Genomic DNA, 18,597 nt, shown 5'->3' with positions numbered 1-18,597 from the left:
GCGCGCTGCGCACTCACGCCGCCATGCCTGCTTAAGCATTAAAGAAACACGCGTGAACAGCCGCTAGTCGGTTTACTGCGGCCTGCTATGGGGGCCGCCCATGGCAAGCGTGAGACACCCGCGCGAGGGGCGCGGACCACACGCGCCGATGCGTGGGAGAGTGCAACGCTCGTGGGGGTTGAGTACCGCCAATGCAGGTCGTCAGGCCGGCGTGCACCGTTCTTGGCGGTGCTGCTGCTGGCCTTGCTGTCGCTGGCCGATCTGGCCGGCGCGCAGAGCGCGAGCATTCGTCGTTACGCCCACGACCAGGGCTTGCTCGGGCTGGCCGGCACCTGCCTGCTGCAGACCCGCGCCACGCTGCTGTGGGTGTGTACCGAAAGCGGCCTGTATCGCTACAACGGGCGCAGCTTCCAGCAGGTCATGCTGGATGGCCTGCGCAACGAACCGATCACCTCGATGACCGAAGCCGCCGACGGGCGGCTGTGGGTGGCCGGCTTCCAGGCCCTGTTCGTCGGCGACGAGCACGGCTTCCGCAAGCTGGCCCCCGACGAGGCCGAACACCTGCAGGAAGACATGCTGCTGGCCAGTCCCTCCTGGGGCACCGTGCTGGCCAATGGCGGCACGCTGGAACGATTGAGCGCACGCGGCAACGGCCACTGGCATAGCGAGCCGCTGCTGGACACCGCCACCCGGGTGCGCGTGCCCGAGCTGTCCAAGGTGCTGAGCCTGTCGGTGGAAGGCGACACCTTGTGGGCCGGCTGCGCCAAGCGACTGTGCGCCATCGATGCGCAACGCAAGGTGCAGGTGTACGGGCCGGACCAAGGCGTGCCGGACGATCGCTGGTACAGCGTATTGCGTGATCACGACGGCGCACTGTGGGTCCGCGGCACCGGCAACCTGCTCTATCGCGCGCCGGGCGCCAGCAAATTCAGCGTGCAGCCGCTGCCCTTGCTCGATGGCAGAACCATCGGGCGGCAGGCACCGTTGGTGCTGGACCGCGAAGGGCGCGTGCTGGTGCGTCGCAACGACGGGCTGGCACGCTGGGAGAACGGCCGCTGGCGCAGTTTCGGCGCCGACAACGGGCTGCCGCCCGGCAGCAGCGATGCGATCCTGGTGGACCGCGATGGCGATGTCTGGATGACCGTCGATGGCGAAGGCCTGGTGCGCTGGGCCGGCTACGAATGGATAGAGAACTGGGACGTCTCGCAGGGCATGCCGGCCGCGCCCACCTGGTCGATCGCCCGCGACGCGCAGGGCGCGCTGCTGGTCGGCAACGAACACGGCACCGGCCGCCAGGTCGATCCGGGCGGCCGGTTCGTTCCGGCCCTGCAGGCCTCCGGGATCCAGATCGTGGGCATGCAACGCAGCGCCGACGGCAGCCTGTGGACGCTCAATTCGGCCGGTTTCCTGCGCCGCACCTGGCCGGATGGCCGCAGTGCGCAGATCGCCAAACTGCCGCGCACCGCGCGCCGCCTGCTGATCGATCGCCAGGGGCGGATGTGGATGCTCAGCGCGGGCGGGCTGTTCGTGATCCGGCGCCCGCTGGAAGGCGGCACGATGGAAGCGGTCACCGAGATGCCCACCATCGCCTATACGGATGTCCAGCAGACCGCCGACGGCACGCTGTGGGTGTCCACCGCCAACGGCTTGTTCCGGCTGCAGGGCGCGCGCTGGTCCAAGGTCGAGGTGCTGGTCAATGGCGGCACCTCCGACCCGTGGATCAGCAAGTTCCACATCAGCGATAGCGGCGAGGTGTGGCTGGCGTTCTATCGGCCCGGTCTCTGGCACGGCATGTTGCTGGGCGAGCGGCTGGATCTGCAGGCGATCAGCGACGAGGCGCTGCGCGATGTCGGCGTCTACCTGATGCGCGGCGACAGCCTCGGCCGGGTCTGGGTGGGCCATGCGCGCGGCGTGGAGGTCTACGACGGCGAGCGTTGGGCGCATCTGTCGCAGTCGCAGGGCCTGCTGTGGGACGACATCTCCGAAGCCGCCTTCGCCGAGGATCCGGATGGGTCGGTCTGGATCGGCACCTCGCGCGGGGTGAGCCATCTGCTGGATCCGGCGCGGCTGTTCGATGCGCGCCAGCCCAGCGTGCGCATCGACAGCGTCAGCCGTGGCGGCGTGCCGGTGCAGCGCGGCCAGTTGCTGGGCTGGAGCGACAAGCCGCTGCATATCGAGCTGTCCACGATGGAGGTGTACGACGACCCGAGCCGCCTGACCGTGCGTTACCGCTTGCTCGGCCTGCACAACGAATGGATCCAGAGCGACAACCTGTCGATCGACCAGGCGCCGCTGCCCTCCGGGCATTTCCGGCTGCAGGTGCAGGTGCTGGACCGCTACCGCCGCACCGCCTCGCCGATCGCCGACCTGCCGTTTGCGGTGGCCCCGCTGTGGTGGCGCAGCCCGCCGGCGATCGTGCTGTATGTGCTGATCGGCAGCGCGTTGCTGGCCGGCCTGTGGCGCTGGCGGCACCGCCATCTGGTCGCGCGCGAGCGCATGCTGGCCGAACTGGTGGCCGAGCGCACCTATCAGCTGGAACACGAAAAACGCGATCTGGAAAGCGCGCGCGCAGCGCTGGCCCTGAAGGCCAGCCACGATGCCCTGACCGGCCTGCTCAACCGCTCCGGCGTGCTCGAAGCCATGGCCGAAGAACTGCAGGCCTGTGCGCACGGCGGGCACCCGCTGGCGGTGGTGCTGATCGATCTGGACCACTTCAAACTGGTCAACGACGAACACGGGCATCTGGTCGGCGATGCGGTCCTGGCCAAGGTCGGCGCTCGCCTGACCGCCTGCCTGCGCGACTCGGACAAGGTGGGCCGTTACGGTGGCGAGGAACTGCTGTTGCTGCTGCCGGGCATGTCGCAGCATAGCCAGCACCGGCTGCGCGCCATCCACGAAAAGCTCAGCCTGGCACCGTACGAGGTGGGTGCCGCCCGGCCGCTGCAGGTGACCTGTTCGGTCGGCGTGGCCTGGTTCCGGAACGGCGACAACGCCGCCACGCTGCTGGCGCGTGCCGACGAGGCGCTGTACCGCGCCAAGCGGCATGGCCGCAATCGCATCGAACCGGAAGAGCCCGAATCGTCGGTGGCGTGAGCCCAAGAGTCGCCGGTCGGGCGCAGCTCGCTGCGTACGGATTTCAGCTCGACGCACAGCATCCACGCATGCACTGGCAGCTACCCGCATGCCGGTCACGGCACCGCAGCATCGCCCGCACCGTCACCTCGCGCGCAGCCCCCTCGCCTCCAACGCATCACAGCCATCGCCGGCGGCCCCTGCCCGGCCGACCAGCGCAGTTGCGCGTGACCTGCGGCGCATGCACGTCGATCGCCGCCGGCTGCCCGCAGGCGCTCAAGAAGTGGCGCCCGGGGTCGCTAGGTGCTTGAGCAAGTGCGTCCCTCGGCGCCGGAAGTGGATGGGTGGTCGGAACCTATAACCCTGGCATGGTGATGCTGTCGCTGGTGGTGGCCGTGCTGGCCTCCTATACCGCACTGCATCTGGCCGCACGTGTGACTGCCAGCCGTGGCGGCGATGCCGTGGCCTGGCTGATGGGCGGCGCGGTGGCGATGGGGATCGGCATCTGGTCGATGCACTTCGTCGGCATGCTGGCGTTTCGCCTGCCGATTCCGCTGGGCTACGACCTGGCGTTGACGACCTATTCGATGCTGGCGGCGATTCTGGCATCGGCATTCGCGCTGTGGCTGACCTCGCGGGCCGATCTGCCGTGGCCGCGGCTGGGCATGGGCGCGGTGCTGATGGGGCTGGGCATCGCGCTGATGCACTACATGGGCATGGGTGCGCTGCGCATGTCCCCGGCCATCAACTACGACCCGCTGCTGTTCGGGCTGTCCCTTGCCATCGCCATCGGCGCCTCGGCGGCGGCGTTGTGGATCGCCTTCCGGCTGCGCCACGACGGCCGCCGCTACAGCCTGCGCCTGATCGCGGCGATGATCATGGGCGTGGCGATCGTGGGCATGCATTACACCGGCATGGCGGCCGCGCAGTTCGCGCCCGGCAGCATCTGCGGCGCGGCCGCCGGTGCGCATCTGCCGCTGCCCTGGCTGGCCGCGGTGGTGGTGCTGGTCACGCTGGCGCTGCTGGCGCTGGCACTGGTGATCTCGGTGCTGTCGCGGCGCTTCCAGCAACGCACCGACGTGCTCGCGCGGTCGTTGGCGCAGGCCAATGCCGAGCTGGTGCTGGCCGCCCTGCACGACCCGCTCACCCGCCTGCCCAACCGCGTGCTGCTGCACGAGCACGTGCTGCAAAGCATCGACCGCGCCCAGCGCGACGGGCAACGCTTTGCGGTGATGCTGATCAACCTGGATGGATTCAAGGCCATCAACGACGGCTACGGCCACCAGTTCGGCGACCAGTTGCTGGTGGCGGTAGCCGGGCGCATGAGTGCGCACCGGCGCGCCCACGGCAGCCTGGCGCGGCTGGGTGCCGACGAGTTCGTGCTGGTGTCGGCCATCGCCGACCCCGAGGATGCCGCCGCCATCGCCGCGCATCTGCTGCAGGCGCTGGCGGTGCCGTTCCTGGTCGCCGACCAGGAATTGCGCCTCAGCAGCAGCGTCGGCATTGCGCTGTATCCGGAGGATGCCGGCAGCGAACATCAGTTGATGATCCATGCCGATGCGGCGATGAGTCACGCCAAGCAGGCCGGCCGCAACCGTTACAGCTTTTTCGAGCGCTCGATGACCGGCACCACCCGCGAGCGCCTGCAGCTGCTGCAGGATCTGCCGCGTGCGCTGGAACTGGGTCAGTTCGTCCTGCACTACCAGCCCAAGTATTGCGCCGACGATGGCCGCCCGGTCGGCGCCGAGGCGCTGCTCCGCTGGCAGCACCCCGAGCGCGGCCTGGTGCCGCCGGACAGCTTCATCCCGCTGGCCGAACGCAGCGGCATGATCGGCCCGCTCGGCAGCTGGGTGCTGCAGCAGGCCTGCCGGCAGATGCGCGACTGGCGCGAGGCGGGACATGGGCACTGGCGGGTGGCGGTCAACCTTTCGGCCACGCAGCTGGCCTCGCCCAGCCTGCTGGACGAGGTGGCCACCACCCTGGCCAACTACGCGATCCCACCGGCCCAGCTCACCCTGGAAATCACCGAGAGCATGGCCATGCGCGATGCCGAGGCCTGCCTGCGCACGCTCGGCCAGCTCAATGCGCTGGGCGTGCGCATTGCCATCGACGACTTCGGCACCGGTTATTCCAACCTGATGTACCTGCGCAAGCTGCCCGCGCACGAACTCAAGATCGACCGCAGCTTCGTGCAGGCCCTGGACAATGGCCCGGAAGACATCGCCATCGTCGCCGCGGTGGTGGCACTGGCGCACACCATGCGCCTGCAGGTGGTGGCCGAGGGCGTGGAGACCACCGCCCAGCGCAACACGCTGGAACGGCTGGGCTGCGACCAGCTGCAAGGCTACCTGCTGGGCCGGCCAATGGACGCCGAGCACTTCATCGCGATGGTGGTCGCCCAACGCGACGGCCCAACTCGCCCGACCGGCTGAGCGAAGGCGTCAAAACAACCGCCGCCCCGGCATCCACGCGCAACGACCCGCCAGCAGTCCCACGCACAGCCGCTGCGTCCCGACTACCCAATCCCCAATCCCAATCCCAATCCCAATCTCAATTCCCCAATCCCGATTCCCGATTCCCGATTCCCGATTCCCGAACTGGAACGCCACTTGCATGACACAGGGCTGACCAGTCACCGGCACCTCCATGTCCGAGTCCGAAGACGGCGGCGAACGCACAGAGCTTCCCACCGAAAAACGCCTGCGCGAAGCCCGCGAGCAGGGCAACATCCCGCAATCGCGCGAGTTGTCCACTGCCGCAGTGTTCGGTGCCGGCGTGTTCGCGCTGATGGCCCTGGCCCGCGGTATCGGCGATGGCGCCAGCGTCTGGATGAAGACTGCGCTCAGCCCGGACCCGAAGATGCGTGAAAACCCGATGGCGCTGTTCGGCCATTTCGGCGACCTGCTGCTGCAGCTGCTGTGGGTGATGCTGCCGTTGATCGGCATCTGCCTGGCCGCCGGCCTGGCCGGCCCGCTGTTGATGAGCGGGCTGCGCTTTTCCGGCAAGGCGATCATGCCCGACCTCACCAAGCTCAACCCGATGAACGGGATCAAGCGCATGTGGGGCAGCAACAGCCTGGCCGAGTTGATCAAGTCGGTGCTGCGGCTGCTGTTCGTCGGCCTGGCTGCCAGCCTGTGCATCTCCAAGGGCCTGCACGGCCTGCGCTCGCTGGTGAACCAGCCGCTGGAACAGGCGGTGGGCAACGGCCTGGACTTCACCAAGAGCCTGCTGTTCTACACCGCCGGCGCGCTGGTGCTGCTGGCCGCCATCGACGCGCCCTACCAGAAGTGGAACTGGCTGCGGAAGCTCAAGATGACCCGCGAAGAGATCAAGCGCGAGATGAAGGAGAGCGAGGGCAGCCCGGAGGTCAAGGGCCGCATCCGCCAGATGCAGATGCAGATGTCGCAGCGCCAGATGATGGAAGCGGTGCCCAAGGCCGACGTGGTGCTGATGAATCCGACCCACTACGCGGTGGCGCTCAAGTACGAAGGCGGCAAGATGCGCGCCCCGATCGTGGTGGCCAAGGGCGTGGATGAAATGGCCTTCCGCATCCGCGAAGCCTGCGAACAGCACCGCGTGGCGATCGTCACCGCCCCGCCTTTGGCACGCGCCTTGTATAGAGAAGCGCAAATCGGCAAGGAAATTCCCGTGAGACTCTATTCGGTCGTGGCCCAGGTGCTGTCCTACGTCTACCAGCTGCGTGGCTGGAACGGCGGCCCGATGCCGGAATTGCCGTCGCTGGACGTGGATGAGTTCGGCAAGGGAGCCAGCGCATGAGCGCCCAACCCGCCCCGATGAATGCCCGGCGCATCATGGAGTTGCTGCGCAACGGCCTGGGCGCGCCGCTGGCGCTGATGGCCATGCTGGCCATGCTGATGGTGCCGCTGGCCGCGCCGGTGCTGGATGCGCTGTTCACCTTCAACATCGCCATCTCGCTGATGGTGCTGCTGGCGGTCGTCTACGTGCAGCGCCCGCTGGAATTCACCATTTTCCCGATCGTGCTGCTGATGACCACGATGCTGCGGCTGGCGCTGAACGTCGCCTCCAGCCGCGTGATCCTGATCAACGGCCAGGACGGCCATGCCGCAGCCGGCAAGGTGATCGAGGCGTTCGGCCAGTTCGTGATCGGCGGCAACTACGCCGTGGGTATCGTGGTGTTCGCGATCCTGACCATCATCAACTTCGTGGTCATCACCAAGGGTGCCGGGCGCGTGTCGGAAGTGACCGCGCGCTTCATCCTGGACGCCATGCCCGGCAAGCAGATGGCCATCGACGCCGACCTCAACGCCGGTTTGCTGACGCGCGAGGAAGCCAAGGCCCGCCGCGAGGAAGTCCGCGAGGAAGCCGACTTCTACGGTGCGATGGACGGTGCCAACAAGTTCATCCGCGGCGACGCCATCGCCGCCATCCTGATCCTGTTCATCAACCTGGTCGGCGGCATGGCGGTGGGCATGTTCCAGCACGGCATGAGCTTTGTGGATGCCGCCTCCACCTACACCCTGCTGTCGATCGGCGACGGTTTGGTGGCGCAGCTGCCGGCCCTGCTGGTGTCGTCCTCGGTCGCCTTGCTGGTGACCCGCGCCTCGCGCGCGCAGGACATGCGCGGCGCCATGATCAGCCAGGTGTTCGGCCAGCACCGCGCCCTCGCGGTGGCCGCAGCGATCCTGGGCCTGGTCGGCCTGGTGCCGGGCATGCCCAACGTCGCGTTTTTGACGCTGGGCCTGATCCTGGGCGTGATCGCCTGGAAAATGTACAAGCGCAGCCTGGTCATCCCGCCGACCGGCGACCCCGCCACCGATCCCAAGGCCGCCGCCGCGGCCACTGCCGCCCAGGCCAGTTCGGAGCTGAGCTGGGACGAGCTGCGCCCGATCGACCCGCTGGGCCTGGAAGTGGGCTACCGGCTGATTCCGCTGGTTGACAAGAATCAGGGTGGCGAACTGATGGCGCGCATCAAGGGCGTGCGCCGCAAGCTCACCCAGGACATCGGCTTCCTGGTGCCGCCGGTGCATATCCGCGACAACCTGGAACTGTCGGCCAACGCCTACCGGTTGCTGGTGCACGGAGTGCCGGTGGCCACTGCGGAAATCTATCCCGATCGCGAACTGGCGCTGGACCCGGGCGGCGCGCTCGGCCAGCTCGACGGCATCCCCGGCAAGGACCCGGCGTTCGGCCTGGACGCCACCTGGATCCAGCCGCACCAACGCGCCTATGCCGAATCGATGGGCTACACCGTGGTCGACCCGGCCACCGTGGTCGCCACCCATCTGTCGCACCTGATCCGCGAACACGCCCCGGAACTGCTCGGCCACGAGGAAGTGCAGCAGCTGCTGGCGACCCTGGCCAAGACCGCGCCGAAGATGGTCGAAGACCTCACCCCGAAGGCGCTGCCGCTGTCGGTGGTGGTGCGCGTGCTGCAGAACCTGCTGATCGAGCGCATCCCGGTGCGCCAGCTGCGCAAGATCGTCGAAGCGCTGGTCGAGCACGCCCCGCACAGCCAGGACCCGACCACCCTCACCGCCGCGGTACGCACCTCGCTGGGCCGCTTCATCGTGCAGGAAATCGCCGGCATGTCGGCCGAGCTGCCGGTCTACACGCTGGCCCCGCAGCTGGAGCGCGTGCTGCAGGAGTCCACCCACGGCAACGGCGTGGCGCTGGAGCCCGGCCTAGCCGAGCGCCTGCACCAGAGCCTGGCCGACTGCGTCGGCAAGCAGGAAGCCCGCAACGAGCCGGCAGTGGTGCTGGTGCCCGGCCAGGTCCGCGCCGCCCTGGCCCGCCTGGTCCGCCACAGCGTCCCGTCCCTGTCGGTACTGGCCTACAGCGAAGTGCCCGAAGACAAGCGCCTGAAGCTGGTCGGCACGATCAGCTGAAACCGCCCCGCCGACCAACGCCCCCCGTGGGGGCGCACCCGGGCGCGACAGGCGTTACCGGCACACCCCGTCGCGCCCGGGTGCGCTCCTACGACAGGCCAGGCAATCCGACAACACACCACAGACGCTGACACCACTGTAGGAGCGCACCTGGGCGCGATTGGCTTTACCGGCACATCCCGTCGCGCCCGGGTGCGCTCCTACGACAGGCCAGGCAACCCGAGAACACGCCGCGGACGCCGACACCACCGTAGGAGCGCACCTGGGCGCGACAGGCGTTACCGGCACAGCCCGTCGCGCCCAGGTGCGCTCCTACGACAGGCCAGGCAATCCGACAACGCACCGCAGACGCCGACACCACCGTAGGAGCGCACCTGGGCGCGACAGGCGTTACCGGGACGGCCCGTCGCGCCCAGGTGCGCTCCTACGAACCTACCCACCACGCTGGCCAGCGATGGCAGCAGGCCGGAGACCGACCAGCGCCCCGGCGTCGGAAAGCCGCCACTGGCCCGGATCTCCAATCGATTGCACGGCGCTGGCCGTTTCCAGGCATCCCGAGCGCCCCAGACTTGGCCTTCCGGCCGCCAGCGCTTCCGCCCGCACGACGACGCCAGCGCATCGCCGCCCCGGAAAAAAGTCAATCAATCCATCGACTTGAAGCCGTCGGACCCGGCCGGACACACAGCCCCCGCCTGTTCCTAACGCCCCAGCTTCCCGCGCCGGAACCCCGGCACCCCGTTTTGGCACGCCGCGTGCATTAGCTCTGCCGAGACCGCAGCCAGCGCCACCGCTGCGGGGCGAGAGCAGCACTTGGAACAACCGAACGGGACAGGCAACTCATGACGCTGGCAACACACCCACATTCATCGCGCACCCGTCCGGCGTCCGGCGGGTCCCGTTCCTGGAGGCACTTCGCATGAAAATCAAACGCTTCGTTGCCCCGGACATGCGCACCGCATTCCGCATGGTGCGTGAAGAACACGGCCCGGACGCAGTGATCCTGTCCAATCGCCGCACCGCCGAAGGCATCGAGATCGTCGCTGCCAGCAACTACGACGAAGAACTCGTGCAGCGCGCCCTGGAAACCGCGCGCTCCGAGACGCCGGCCGTTGCCGCCGCGCCGATCCCGTCGGCAGCTGCCCCGCAGGCACCGGCCCCGCAAGCCGCCGCCGCACCGGTCCACGCACCGCTGAAGCAGGCCGCCGATGCCGGTACGAGCCAGCGCCAGCGCGTTGCCAGTGCCGCCGAAGACATGATCGCCGCGATGGCGCTGCGCCAGCCGGTCAATGTGCCGCGCCAGCCGCAGGTCCCCGCACCGGTGCGTAGCGCTGCCGTCCCCTCGCCTGCCGCCCAGGCCCTGGCCCATGCCGTCGCGGTGACCGCCGCGCCGCGCCAGGAACACGCGCTGTCGGCCGTGCCGGAACAGCTGTTCGCCGATTTCCTGACCACCGCGCCGGTGCAGCGCGCCGCCGTGCAGGCTGCCCCGGTGCAGGCCCCGACCCCGATCATGGCCGCCGCTGCTGCCCCCGTGCAGGCCGGCTACGACCAGGACGAAGACGCGCTGGACGACGACGCCGACTTCGACCTGGACGCGCTGCCGCAGATCCTGCCGCCGGCCGCGTTGCCGCCGCTGGTGGTCGCCCCGCCGGCGCTGGCCGCGGTGCCGGTCGCCGCCGCCCCGGCGCCGCAGAACGATGAAGAACTCAAGCAGTTGCGTGGCGAGCTGGCGCTGATGCGGCAGATGATCGAGCGCGAAATGAACCGCCTCACCGACGAGCGCCTGCGTGGCTCGCCGGTGCGCGCGCAGGCTCTGGAGCTGATGGACGACTACGGCTTCGACGCCGGCCTGATCCGCGACGTGGCACTGCAGATTCCGGCCGATACCGAATTGCACCGCGGCCGCGGGCTGATGCTGGGCCTGCTGTCCAAGCGCCTGCCGGTGGCCCCGGTCGACCCGCTGGAACGCGGCGGCGTGATCGCCCTGGTCGGCCCGACCGGCGCCGGCAAGACCACCACCATCGCCAAGCTCGCCCAGCGCTTCGCCGCCCAGCACGCCCCGCGCGATGTGGCCCTGGTCACCACCGACACCCAGCGCGTCGGCGGCCGCGAGCAGCTGCACAGCTACGGCCGTCAGCTCGGCATCGCCGTGCACGAGGCCGACAGCGCCGAGAGCCTGCTGGAACTGCTCGAGCGCCTGCGCGACTACAAGCTGGTGCTGATCGACACCGCCGGCATGGGCCAGCGCGACCGCGCCCTGGCCGCCCAGCTGAACTGGCTGCGCGCCGCGCATCAGGTCACCTCGCTGCTGGTGCTGCCTGCCAACGCGCACTTTTCCGACCTCGACGAGGTCGTGCGCCGCTTTGCCCACGCCAAGCCCCAGGGCGTGGTGCTGACCAAACTTGACGAGACCGGCCGCTTCGGTAGTGCGCTGTCGGTCGTCGTCGATCACCAAATGCCCATCACCTGGGTGACTGACGGACAGCGGGTCCCCGACGACCTGCACCGCGCCAATGCCGCCAGTCTCGTTCTTCGCCTTGAAGATTTGCGGCGCGCTGCCGATAAGCCCTGTACTCCGGAGCACAACCATGCAGTCGCGTGAATACGCCAAGCTGACCAACGCCTTCCCCCTGTCGGCGACCCGTCCCGAGCCCCTGGGCCCGGTGCGCACCATTGCCGTGACCGGTGGCAAGGGCGGCGTGGGTAAAACCAACATCTCCGCCAACCTGGCCGTGGCGCTGGCCGACATGGGCAAGCGCACCCTGCTGCTGGACGCCGACCTGGGCCTGGCCAACCTGGACGTGGTGCTGGGCCTGTCGCCCAAGTACACCCTGGCCGACCTGATCGCCGGCCGCTGCACGCTGGATGAAGTGATCATCGAAGGCCCCGGCGGTGTGCTGGTGGTCCCGGCCGCCTCCGGTCGCCGCCACATGGCAGAACTGGCCCCGGCCCAGCACATCGGCCTGGTCAACGTGTTCTCCGAGCTGGAACGCGACCTGGACGTGATGGTCATCGATACCGCCGCCGGCATCACCGACAGCGTGCTGACCTTCTGCCAGGCCGCCCAGGACACCGTGGTGGTGGTCTGCGACGAGCCGGCCTCGATCACCGACGCCTATGCGCTGATCAAGGTGCTCTCGCGCGAACGCGGCGTGGACCGCCTGCAGATCATCGCCAACATGGTGCGCGACCCCAACGAGGGCCGCCTGCTGTACGACAAGCTGTCGCGGGTCTGCGAAAAATTCCTCGGCGACGTGTCGCTGAACTACCTCGGCCACGTGCCGCAGGACGACTGGTTGCGCCTGTCGGTGCAGCGCCAGCAGCCGGTCATCAAGGCCTACCCCGCCAGTCCGTCGGCGCAGGCCATTGCAGAAATCGCTCGCCGTACCTCGCGCTGGCAGGCCCCCACCGTGCCGCGCGGCAATGTCGAGTTCTTCGTCGAACGCATCATCCAACGGGGAGTGGCCGCATGAGCACCGCTACCGCAACCACGGCCAGCGCGCAGTACCGCGCCGTGCAGCGCAACAACGCCAACGATATCGTCACCCAGCACGCCGACCTGGTGCGCCGCATCGCCCACCATCTGGCCGCGCGCCTGCCGGCGAGCGTGGAAGTGGACGATCTGATCCAGGCCGGCATGATCGGCCTGATCGAAGCCTCGCGCAGTTACGACTCCGAACAGGGCGCCTCGTTCGAGACCTATGCCTCGATCCGCATCCGCGGCTCGATGATCGACGAGATCCGGCGTGGCGACTGGGTACCGCGCTCGGTGCACCGCCGCGCACGCGACGCTGCCGCCGCCGTGCGCAAGATCGAACAGCACACCGGCCGCGCCGCCGCCGCCACCGAAGTGGCCGCCGCGATGGAGATGCCGCTGCCCGACTACCTGCGTCTGATGGAAGATGCCGCCCGCGGCCAGGTGCTGAGCCTGGAGTCGCGGATCGAGGATCACGGCGAGCTGGACACCACCGCCAAGGGCGGCCCCAATCCGCAGCAGATGATGGAGCGTGGCGAATTCGGCCGCGAGCTGGGCAAGGCCATCGGCCAGTTGCCCGAGCGCGAGCAGCTGGTGCTGTCGCTGTACTACGAACAGGAATTGAACCTGAAAGAAATCGGCGCCGTGCTCGGTGTCAGCGAATCGCGCGTCTGCCAGATCCATGGCCAGGCGGTGGTGCGTCTGCGCGGCCGCCTCAAGGTCTTCGAACTGGCCGATGCCGGTGTCGAAATTGACGAATGATTTTTTCGCGTATTTTTAGTGTTAGGAGCTTGATGTGAACAAGAACATGCGGATTTTGATCGTGGACGACTTCTCGACGATGCGACGTATCGTCAAGAATCTGTTGGGCGATCTGGGCTTCACCAATACCGCAGAGGCCGAAGACGGCAACAGCGCATTGGCGGCGTTGCGGGCCGGCCCGTTCGATTTCGTGGTCACCGACTGGAACATGCCCGGCATGACCGGCATCGACCTGCTGCGCAACATCCGCGCCGACGCCAAGCTCAAGCACCTGCCGGTGATGATGGTGACCGCCGAAGCCAAGCGCGAGCAGATCATCGAAGCGGCCCAGTGCGGCGTGAACGGCTACATCATCAAGCCGTTCACCGCACAGACGCTGGAAGAGAAGCTGGGCAAGGTGTTCGAACGTCTGGCGGCGACCGCCTGATGAACGCCACCGTGGAAGCCGATGCCGAACGTGCCGCCCTGATCGAGCGCCTGCAGCACGCGCTCGATGCACTGGAAAGCGGTGACCAGGTCGCCTGGCGGCGCGAGGTGGACCACCTCGCCGCGCTGCGCACGCGCCCGATGATGCAGAGCCTGAGCCGGCTCGCGCGCGAACTCGGGCAGGCGCTGGGCGAGCTGCCCACCGTGCCCGAGGAAGCCGGCGAACTGGACGATGCCTGCTCGCGCCTGGACCACGTGGTGGAAATGACCGAGAAGGCCAGCCATCGCACGCTGGACCTGGTCGAGGAATGCCGCGAGCTGGCCAACCAGCTGCGCGACGGTGGCCTGAACCAGGACCAGGGCGCGCTGATGGACAAGATGCGCCATAACCTGACCGAGCTGTCGCTGGCGCAGAGCTACCAGGACCTGAGCGGCCAGATCATCCGTCGCGTGGCCGGCATCGTGCGGCGCGTGCACGAGGGCTTCGGTGCGCTCGGCCTGCCGCCGAAGAATCCCGAGCCGAAGAAAGACGACGGCGGTCTTGCCGGTCCTGCAGTCAAGGGCCTGGACCGTCACGCGGTGTCGCAGGACGACGCCGACGACCTGCTGTCCGGATTGGGGCTGTAACCATGAGTGCTGTTCCAGACGATATTGCTGCCGATTTCATTGTCGAGGCCCAGGAAATCCTGGATCGCCTCGGCGAACAGCTGGTGTCGCTGGAACAGGCACCGGACGAAGCCGACCAGCTCAACGCGGTGTTCCGCGGCTTCCACACGCTCAAGGGCGGCGCCGGCTTCCTGGCGATCAAGCCGATGGTCGAGCTCTGCCACGCCGCCGAGGAAACCCTGGGCATGGCACGCTCCGGCCAGGCGGTGTTGCAGGCGCATCACTTCGATGCCGCGCAGCAGTCGCTGGATTATCTGCAGGCCATGCTGGATGCGATGGGCTCGGGCGAAACCGTGCCGCATGCACCGGCCTCGCTGATTGCGCAGTTCGATGCCAAGAGCGGCCCGCCGGCGGTCAAGGCCGCGCCCAAGGCCGCTGCCGCTGCACCCGCACACGATGACGCACATGGCGCTGCTGCGCCTGGCGCCAAGGCCGCGCCCAAGGCGGCGGCCAAGGCGGCCGACGCCGAGCAGACCGTGCGCGTGGACACCAAGCGCCTGGACGCCATCGTCAACCTGATCGGCGAACTGGTGCTGTCGCGCAATCGCCTCAAGACCCTGCGTACCCGCCTGCGCGACGAAGAACTCGACCGCGCGGTCAGCACGCTGGACATCGCCACCGCGCGCCTGCAGACCGCGGTGATGCGCACCCGCATGCAACCGGTCAGCAAGGTGTTCGCACGCTTCCCCAAGGTGGCCCGCGATGTCGCGCGCACGCTGTCCAAGGAAGTGGAGCTGGAACTGATCGGCGCCGAGACGGAACTGGACCGCAACCTGGTCGAGGCCCTGGCCGACCCGCTGGTGCACCTGGTGCGCAACGCGATCGACCACGGCATCGAATCGCCGGCCCTGCGCGAAGCCACCGGCAAGCCGCGCAGCGGTCACGTGCGCCTGTCGGCGCAGCAGGAAGGCGACTACGTCAGCATCGAAATCCAGGACGACGGCGCCGGCATCGACCCCGAACGCCTGCGCGAGATCGCCCGCAACAAGGGCCTGATCGATGCCGAAGCCGCCGCCCGCCTGAGCACCGACGAGTGCCTGCATCTGATCTTCATGCCGGGCTTTTCGACCAAGGCCGAGGTCACCGACATCTCCGGCCGCGGCGTGGGCATGGACGTGGTGCAATCGCGCATCCGCGAGTTGAGCGGGCAGATCCAGATCCAGTCCGAACTGGGCCGCGGCAGCCGCTTCATGATCCGCGTGCCGCTGACCCTGGCGATCCTGCCGACCCTGCTGGTGCAGGCCGGCGAAGCCGTCTACGCCCTGCCGCTGGCGCGCGTGGTCGAAGTGCTGCACGCCCCGCAGACCTCGCTGGGCTGGTTCGACGGCCGCGCCGTGCTGGACCGCCGCTCGCACACCCTGCCGCTGATCGACCTGCGTCGCTGGCTGGGCGTGCCTGCCGAACAACCGCCGCTACTGACGGTGGTGCTGCTGCAGGCCGGCGAAACCCGCTTCGGCCTGGTGGTGGATCAGGTGCGCGGCCGCGAGGAAGTGGTGATCAAGCCCCTGCCCCGCGCCCTGCGCGGCCTGCCCGGCTACGCCGGCGCCACCCTGATCGGCGACGGCCGCATGGCGCTGATCCTGGATGTGGATGGGCTGCGTTCCAGCGATCATTGAGGTTGGGGATTCGGGATTGGGAGAATCGGGAATCGGGAATCGGGAATCGGGAATCGTCAAGACGATCCTGGTTGCCTGATCTAACGACAACGGCCGCGTACTGCGGCCGTTGTCGTGTCACTACCAGCATCGCTGCCGATCTATGTCGCTACGCGCGCAGGCATGGGCGCGATGGTTTGGCGACGGCTAGGCTGCCGTGGAAGTGAATCTGGAACCGTTATTTCAGAACCATTACTTCACCAGACCTCACACCATCCGGTGTTGAGGCGCAATCGACTGCTCTCGCTGTTGCTCCTGCTGCTGGGATTGCTGGTGGCGCTGAGTTTCGCCCAAGGCCTGTAATTGCGCCAAGGATTGCTCGACGGGCTGCGCAATCGCATCACTCGTCTTCATATGCGCCATCTTGTGAGCGGGATCGTTCAACGCACCTTCCACAACGAAGACGTTCTCGCCCTGGCGCACGGACTTGGTGTTCTCGCTCAGCACGACATGATCGATTCGCGACAACCCGTTCTCTTTGGCTAAATACGCGCTGCTTGCTGCCAGCCGTGCGCTGTTGTTGTCGTACTCGCGGCCGAGACCTTGCTCAAGGCGGCGAACGGCTTCTTCTGCTTGGTGATGCAGCGGATCTGTTGGCAGCACTCTCGCGAGCTGTGTTACTTCCTGTAGTGGAGATACCTGCTCACCGGGCGGCTGCGCCTCACCAATCATCTTCTGCCAAAGTTCCTGCTTGGGCTTCGGATTGTTGTGCTCCTTATTCAACTCACTTGTAGGCACAGGAGCAGGAATGCTCTTGATATCATCTACGTTTTCTACGGGTCTGATATCCCCCTCAAAGTCTTTATCAACTCCATCTTTTGTCTTCCGGTGCAGTCCAGCATGATTGAGCGCATCCCATGTGAAGTCGATACAACTGTTTTTAGCACCGTGATATTCCATATTGAACCCGTGCTTAGCAGGGGCCGCGCCGAAGGCCTCCAGCTTTTCATACTGCGCCTTATCGATCTCCATCGTGCGTGAGTAATATGGTTTTTGGTAGGTATCGACGTCATTGAACGAAACTTTTCCTGGCCCGCTAGCCTCGCCATGCTTGATGGGTGAGAACCCATAACTTTTGACAGTCGTTCCGTCGTCAATCGAGTAGTACATATGGCCACCGAAGGATGTGCCTCCGGCCATCAACGGCGTACCTGCGGCAGCGACGTAGACAGTGACTGCATAGCGCTTTTCATGATCATCCATGCTCACTCCCCTCACTTTCCTTTGTAGGTGTAAGCGACAAGAAGTTGAGCATTAGCCGCAACCAGCGCCTCGGCGTTCTGATCAAAGCGCAGTTTGAGCCGATAACGGCCTGGCTGGACAGCATTGCTATAGCCGAACGCCAACTCCCTGGACGCGGTCTGTTCAGTAGACAAACCGGCGTCTTGCAGCGTCGTACCGTCCGCATCAAAAGCGAACAGACCAGGAGCCATACCATCAGCTGACAGGGGAATGGACGCCTGCTGACCTACTCCCACACGCTGACTACGCTGCAATTCCACGGAGACCGGACCGGATGGCTCAATACGCTCCAAGTGGAGCTCGGCCGAAACACCAGCGCTAATCAGCCTGTCAGCACTTTGGGAGACGGCAGTTGGATCGACACCGGTGATCCGCACACCGATGAAAACGGGAGGAGTCGCGTCGTCGGGCAGTGCGGGCACATCGAATTCCAGCTCTGTAGGCCCACGATCATGTGGGGTCAAACTCCGTACCAACGGGACGACCGTTCTCATCTCTATCTGCTCCTTTGCGATAGGCACGTTTGCAGGCGGCGGTTGCAGGCTGCAGCCAGCGATCAGGCAGGTAATCAATGCCGTGAGTGCAAAGCGCATTGGATCGTTTGCAAGAGGCACGGCCTTTCTCCAATAAGTGTTGGTGCTGCAGGGGGAATCTTGATAGTTTTTCAATGTCATCGTGTTATGCACGCCTCTCAAGTACCCCCAATGCCCTATGCGCGCGTTGCTTTATGAGTCCTGACAACTCCAGGGCTGAGTGACATGTCCGCTACCTCAGCTTATCGGATGTAGACCCATTCGACGCATTTGTGCGCTACCAACTCTTGCGGTTCCGCAGCTTCGCCTCTCGGGAAAACCTCTACACGCATCCCTGGGCGCGTGTAGAGATCACTCATCCAGCGGCCGTCCTCGACGATGTTGCGCTCGCGCGCAAATCCCATTAGCTCAAGCTGCTGGGTGAAGCGGTCGAAGTCCAGACGACAGATCTCAGTCATTGAAGACGATGCACCGGCCACATTGCGATCAAAACGGAATTCAAACCAGCGTCCATCGAGTTTGGTTTCATCAACACCAAAGCCGTAGCTCCACTCTTTGGTGAGCCGGCCAAAAGCACGGTATAGGCGTTCATCGTTTTTTTACGAATTGAACGACCTGCCCCATTGCCGACTTCAGACGCTCGGGAGTGAAGTCGGAAATGGTCTGGCTGCCTCTGATCAACGCAAGCAGGTGGCCAAGCAAACCCTCCGCAGTGGGCTTGTCAGGCGGCACAGTGGCAGGGCTGGATGAACTCAGGGCGGATGTCTCCGTGACGGTTGCCGGAGCTGCGCCGCCCGCCGCGTGGGCGCATGCGCCCAGAGCCAGGGTGGCGAGCAAGGCGTAGAGGGGGCGCGCGATCATGAAGCGTCCGTAGTGCGCTGATGTCGCTGCGACGCTAGTGG

12 protein-coding genes and 1 pseudogene are annotated in these 18,597 nt (G+C 66.7%); 10 read left to right on the top strand and 3 right to left on the bottom strand.

Features of this window, described 5'->3' with window-relative positions; all coding sequences use genetic code 11:
- Nucleotides 1-171 precede the first annotated feature (171 nt).
- From AC1PLA_RS10210 to AC1PLA_RS10165, 10 genes are all read left to right on the top strand, one after another.
- Nucleotides 172-3,093: a ligand-binding sensor domain-containing diguanylate cyclase gene (locus AC1PLA_RS10210; RefSeq protein ID WP_349780461.1), complete on the top strand. Its 2,922-nt coding sequence runs from the start codon at nucleotides 172-174 to the stop codon at nucleotides 3,091-3,093.
- A 323-nt stretch (nucleotides 3,094-3,416) separates the two neighbouring features.
- Nucleotides 3,417-5,504: a putative bifunctional diguanylate cyclase/phosphodiesterase gene (locus AC1PLA_RS10205; RefSeq protein WP_481106100.1), complete on the top strand. Its 2,088-nt coding sequence runs from the start codon at nucleotides 3,417-3,419 to the stop codon at nucleotides 5,502-5,504.
- A 214-nt stretch (nucleotides 5,505-5,718) separates the two neighbouring features.
- Nucleotides 5,719-6,849, top strand: coding sequence for a flagellar biosynthesis protein FlhB (gene flhB / locus AC1PLA_RS10200; RefSeq protein WP_039511031.1), 1,131 nt, complete (start codon nucleotides 5,719-5,721; stop codon nucleotides 6,847-6,849).
- A gap of 17 nt (nucleotides 6,850-6,866) precedes the next feature.
- Nucleotides 6,867-8,939 (top strand): flagellar biosynthesis protein FlhA, encoded by a 2,073-nt coding sequence (gene flhA, locus AC1PLA_RS10195; RefSeq protein WP_024937671.1) that lies wholly within the window; start codon nucleotides 6,867-6,869, stop codon nucleotides 8,937-8,939.
- A 916-nt stretch (nucleotides 8,940-9,855) separates the two neighbouring features.
- Complete coding sequence (flhF, locus tag AC1PLA_RS10190) at nucleotides 9,856-11,538, top strand: flagellar biosynthesis GTPase FlhF (RefSeq protein ID WP_167705250.1); 1,683 nt, start codon at nucleotides 9,856-9,858, stop codon at nucleotides 11,536-11,538.
- Entirely contained in the window at nucleotides 11,525-12,409 is an 885-nt protein-coding gene (locus AC1PLA_RS10185) for a MinD/ParA family protein (RefSeq protein ID WP_010374294.1), read from the top strand. The genes flhF and AC1PLA_RS10185 overlap by 14 nt, the downstream gene beginning before the upstream one ends.
- Entirely contained in the window at nucleotides 12,406-13,173 is a 768-nt protein-coding gene (locus AC1PLA_RS10180; RefSeq protein WP_024937674.1) for an RNA polymerase sigma factor FliA, read from the top strand. Before AC1PLA_RS10185 ends, AC1PLA_RS10180 begins: the two co-directional genes overlap by 4 nt.
- 34 nt (nucleotides 13,174-13,207) lie before the next feature.
- Nucleotides 13,208-13,600, top strand: a complete 393-nt coding sequence (cheY, locus tag AC1PLA_RS10175) for a chemotaxis response regulator CheY (protein WP_002813536.1) — start codon at nucleotides 13,208-13,210, stop codon at nucleotides 13,598-13,600.
- Complete coding sequence (locus tag AC1PLA_RS10170; protein WP_016904946.1) at nucleotides 13,600-14,226, top strand: protein phosphatase CheZ; 627 nt, start codon at nucleotides 13,600-13,602, stop codon at nucleotides 14,224-14,226. Before cheY ends, AC1PLA_RS10170 begins: the two co-directional genes overlap by 1 nt.
- Nucleotides 14,227-14,228: 2 nt before the next feature.
- Nucleotides 14,229-15,881, top strand: coding sequence for a chemotaxis protein CheA (locus tag AC1PLA_RS10165; protein WP_016904945.1), 1,653 nt, complete (start codon nucleotides 14,229-14,231; stop codon nucleotides 15,879-15,881).
- Between the two features lie 246 nt (nucleotides 15,882-16,127).
- On the opposite strand, the gene AC1PLA_RS10160 is transcribed toward AC1PLA_RS10165, so the two are convergent.
- The 3 genes and pseudogenes from AC1PLA_RS10160 to AC1PLA_RS10150 form a co-directional block, all read right to left on the bottom strand.
- Complete coding sequence (locus AC1PLA_RS10160; RefSeq protein WP_481106187.1) at nucleotides 16,128-17,030, bottom strand: XVIPCD domain-containing protein; 903 nt, start codon at nucleotides 17,028-17,030, stop codon at nucleotides 16,128-16,130.
- A gap of 104 nt (nucleotides 17,031-17,134) precedes the next feature.
- Entirely contained in the window at nucleotides 17,135-17,836 is a 702-nt protein-coding gene (locus AC1PLA_RS10155; protein ID WP_481106099.1) for a hypothetical protein, read from the bottom strand.
- Between the two features lie 101 nt (nucleotides 17,837-17,937).
- Nucleotides 17,938-18,556 (bottom strand): annotated as a pseudogene (locus AC1PLA_RS10150) (hypothetical protein).
- Between the last annotated feature and the right edge of the window lie 41 nt (nucleotides 18,557-18,597).

It is taken from the genome of Xanthomonas sp. NCPPB 1826 (genome assembly GCF_056725285.1).
Note: the sequence above shows the minus strand (reverse complement) of the source record. Positions and strands in the feature narration are given on the sequence as shown.

Excerpts from the sequence above, each read along its gene's own strand:
- flhB (WP_039511031.1), top strand. The coding sequence starts at position 5,719 with ATGTCCGAGTCCGAAGACGGCGGCGAACGCACAGAGCTTCCCACCGAA.
- flhA (WP_024937671.1), top strand. The coding sequence starts at position 6,867 with ATGAATGCCCGGCGCATCATGGAGTTGCTGCGCAACGGCCTGGGCGCG.
- flhF (WP_167705250.1), top strand. The coding sequence starts at position 9,856 with ATGAAAATCAAACGCTTCGTTGCCCCGGACATGCGCACCGCATTCCGC.
- AC1PLA_RS10185 (WP_010374294.1), top strand. The coding sequence starts at position 11,525 with ATGCAGTCGCGTGAATACGCCAAGCTGACCAACGCCTTCCCCCTGTCG.
- AC1PLA_RS10180 (WP_024937674.1), top strand. The coding sequence starts at position 12,406 with ATGAGCACCGCTACCGCAACCACGGCCAGCGCGCAGTACCGCGCCGTG.
- AC1PLA_RS10170 (WP_016904946.1), top strand. The coding sequence starts at position 13,600 with ATGAACGCCACCGTGGAAGCCGATGCCGAACGTGCCGCCCTGATCGAG.
- AC1PLA_RS10165 (WP_016904945.1), top strand. The coding sequence starts at position 14,229 with ATGAGTGCTGTTCCAGACGATATTGCTGCCGATTTCATTGTCGAGGCC.
- AC1PLA_RS10160 (WP_481106187.1), bottom strand. The coding sequence starts at position 17,030 with ATGTACTACTCGATTGACGACGGAACGACTGTCAAAAGTTATGGGTTC.
- AC1PLA_RS10155 (WP_481106099.1), bottom strand. The coding sequence starts at position 17,836 with ATGACATTGAAAAACTATCAAGATTCCCCCTGCAGCACCAACACTTAT.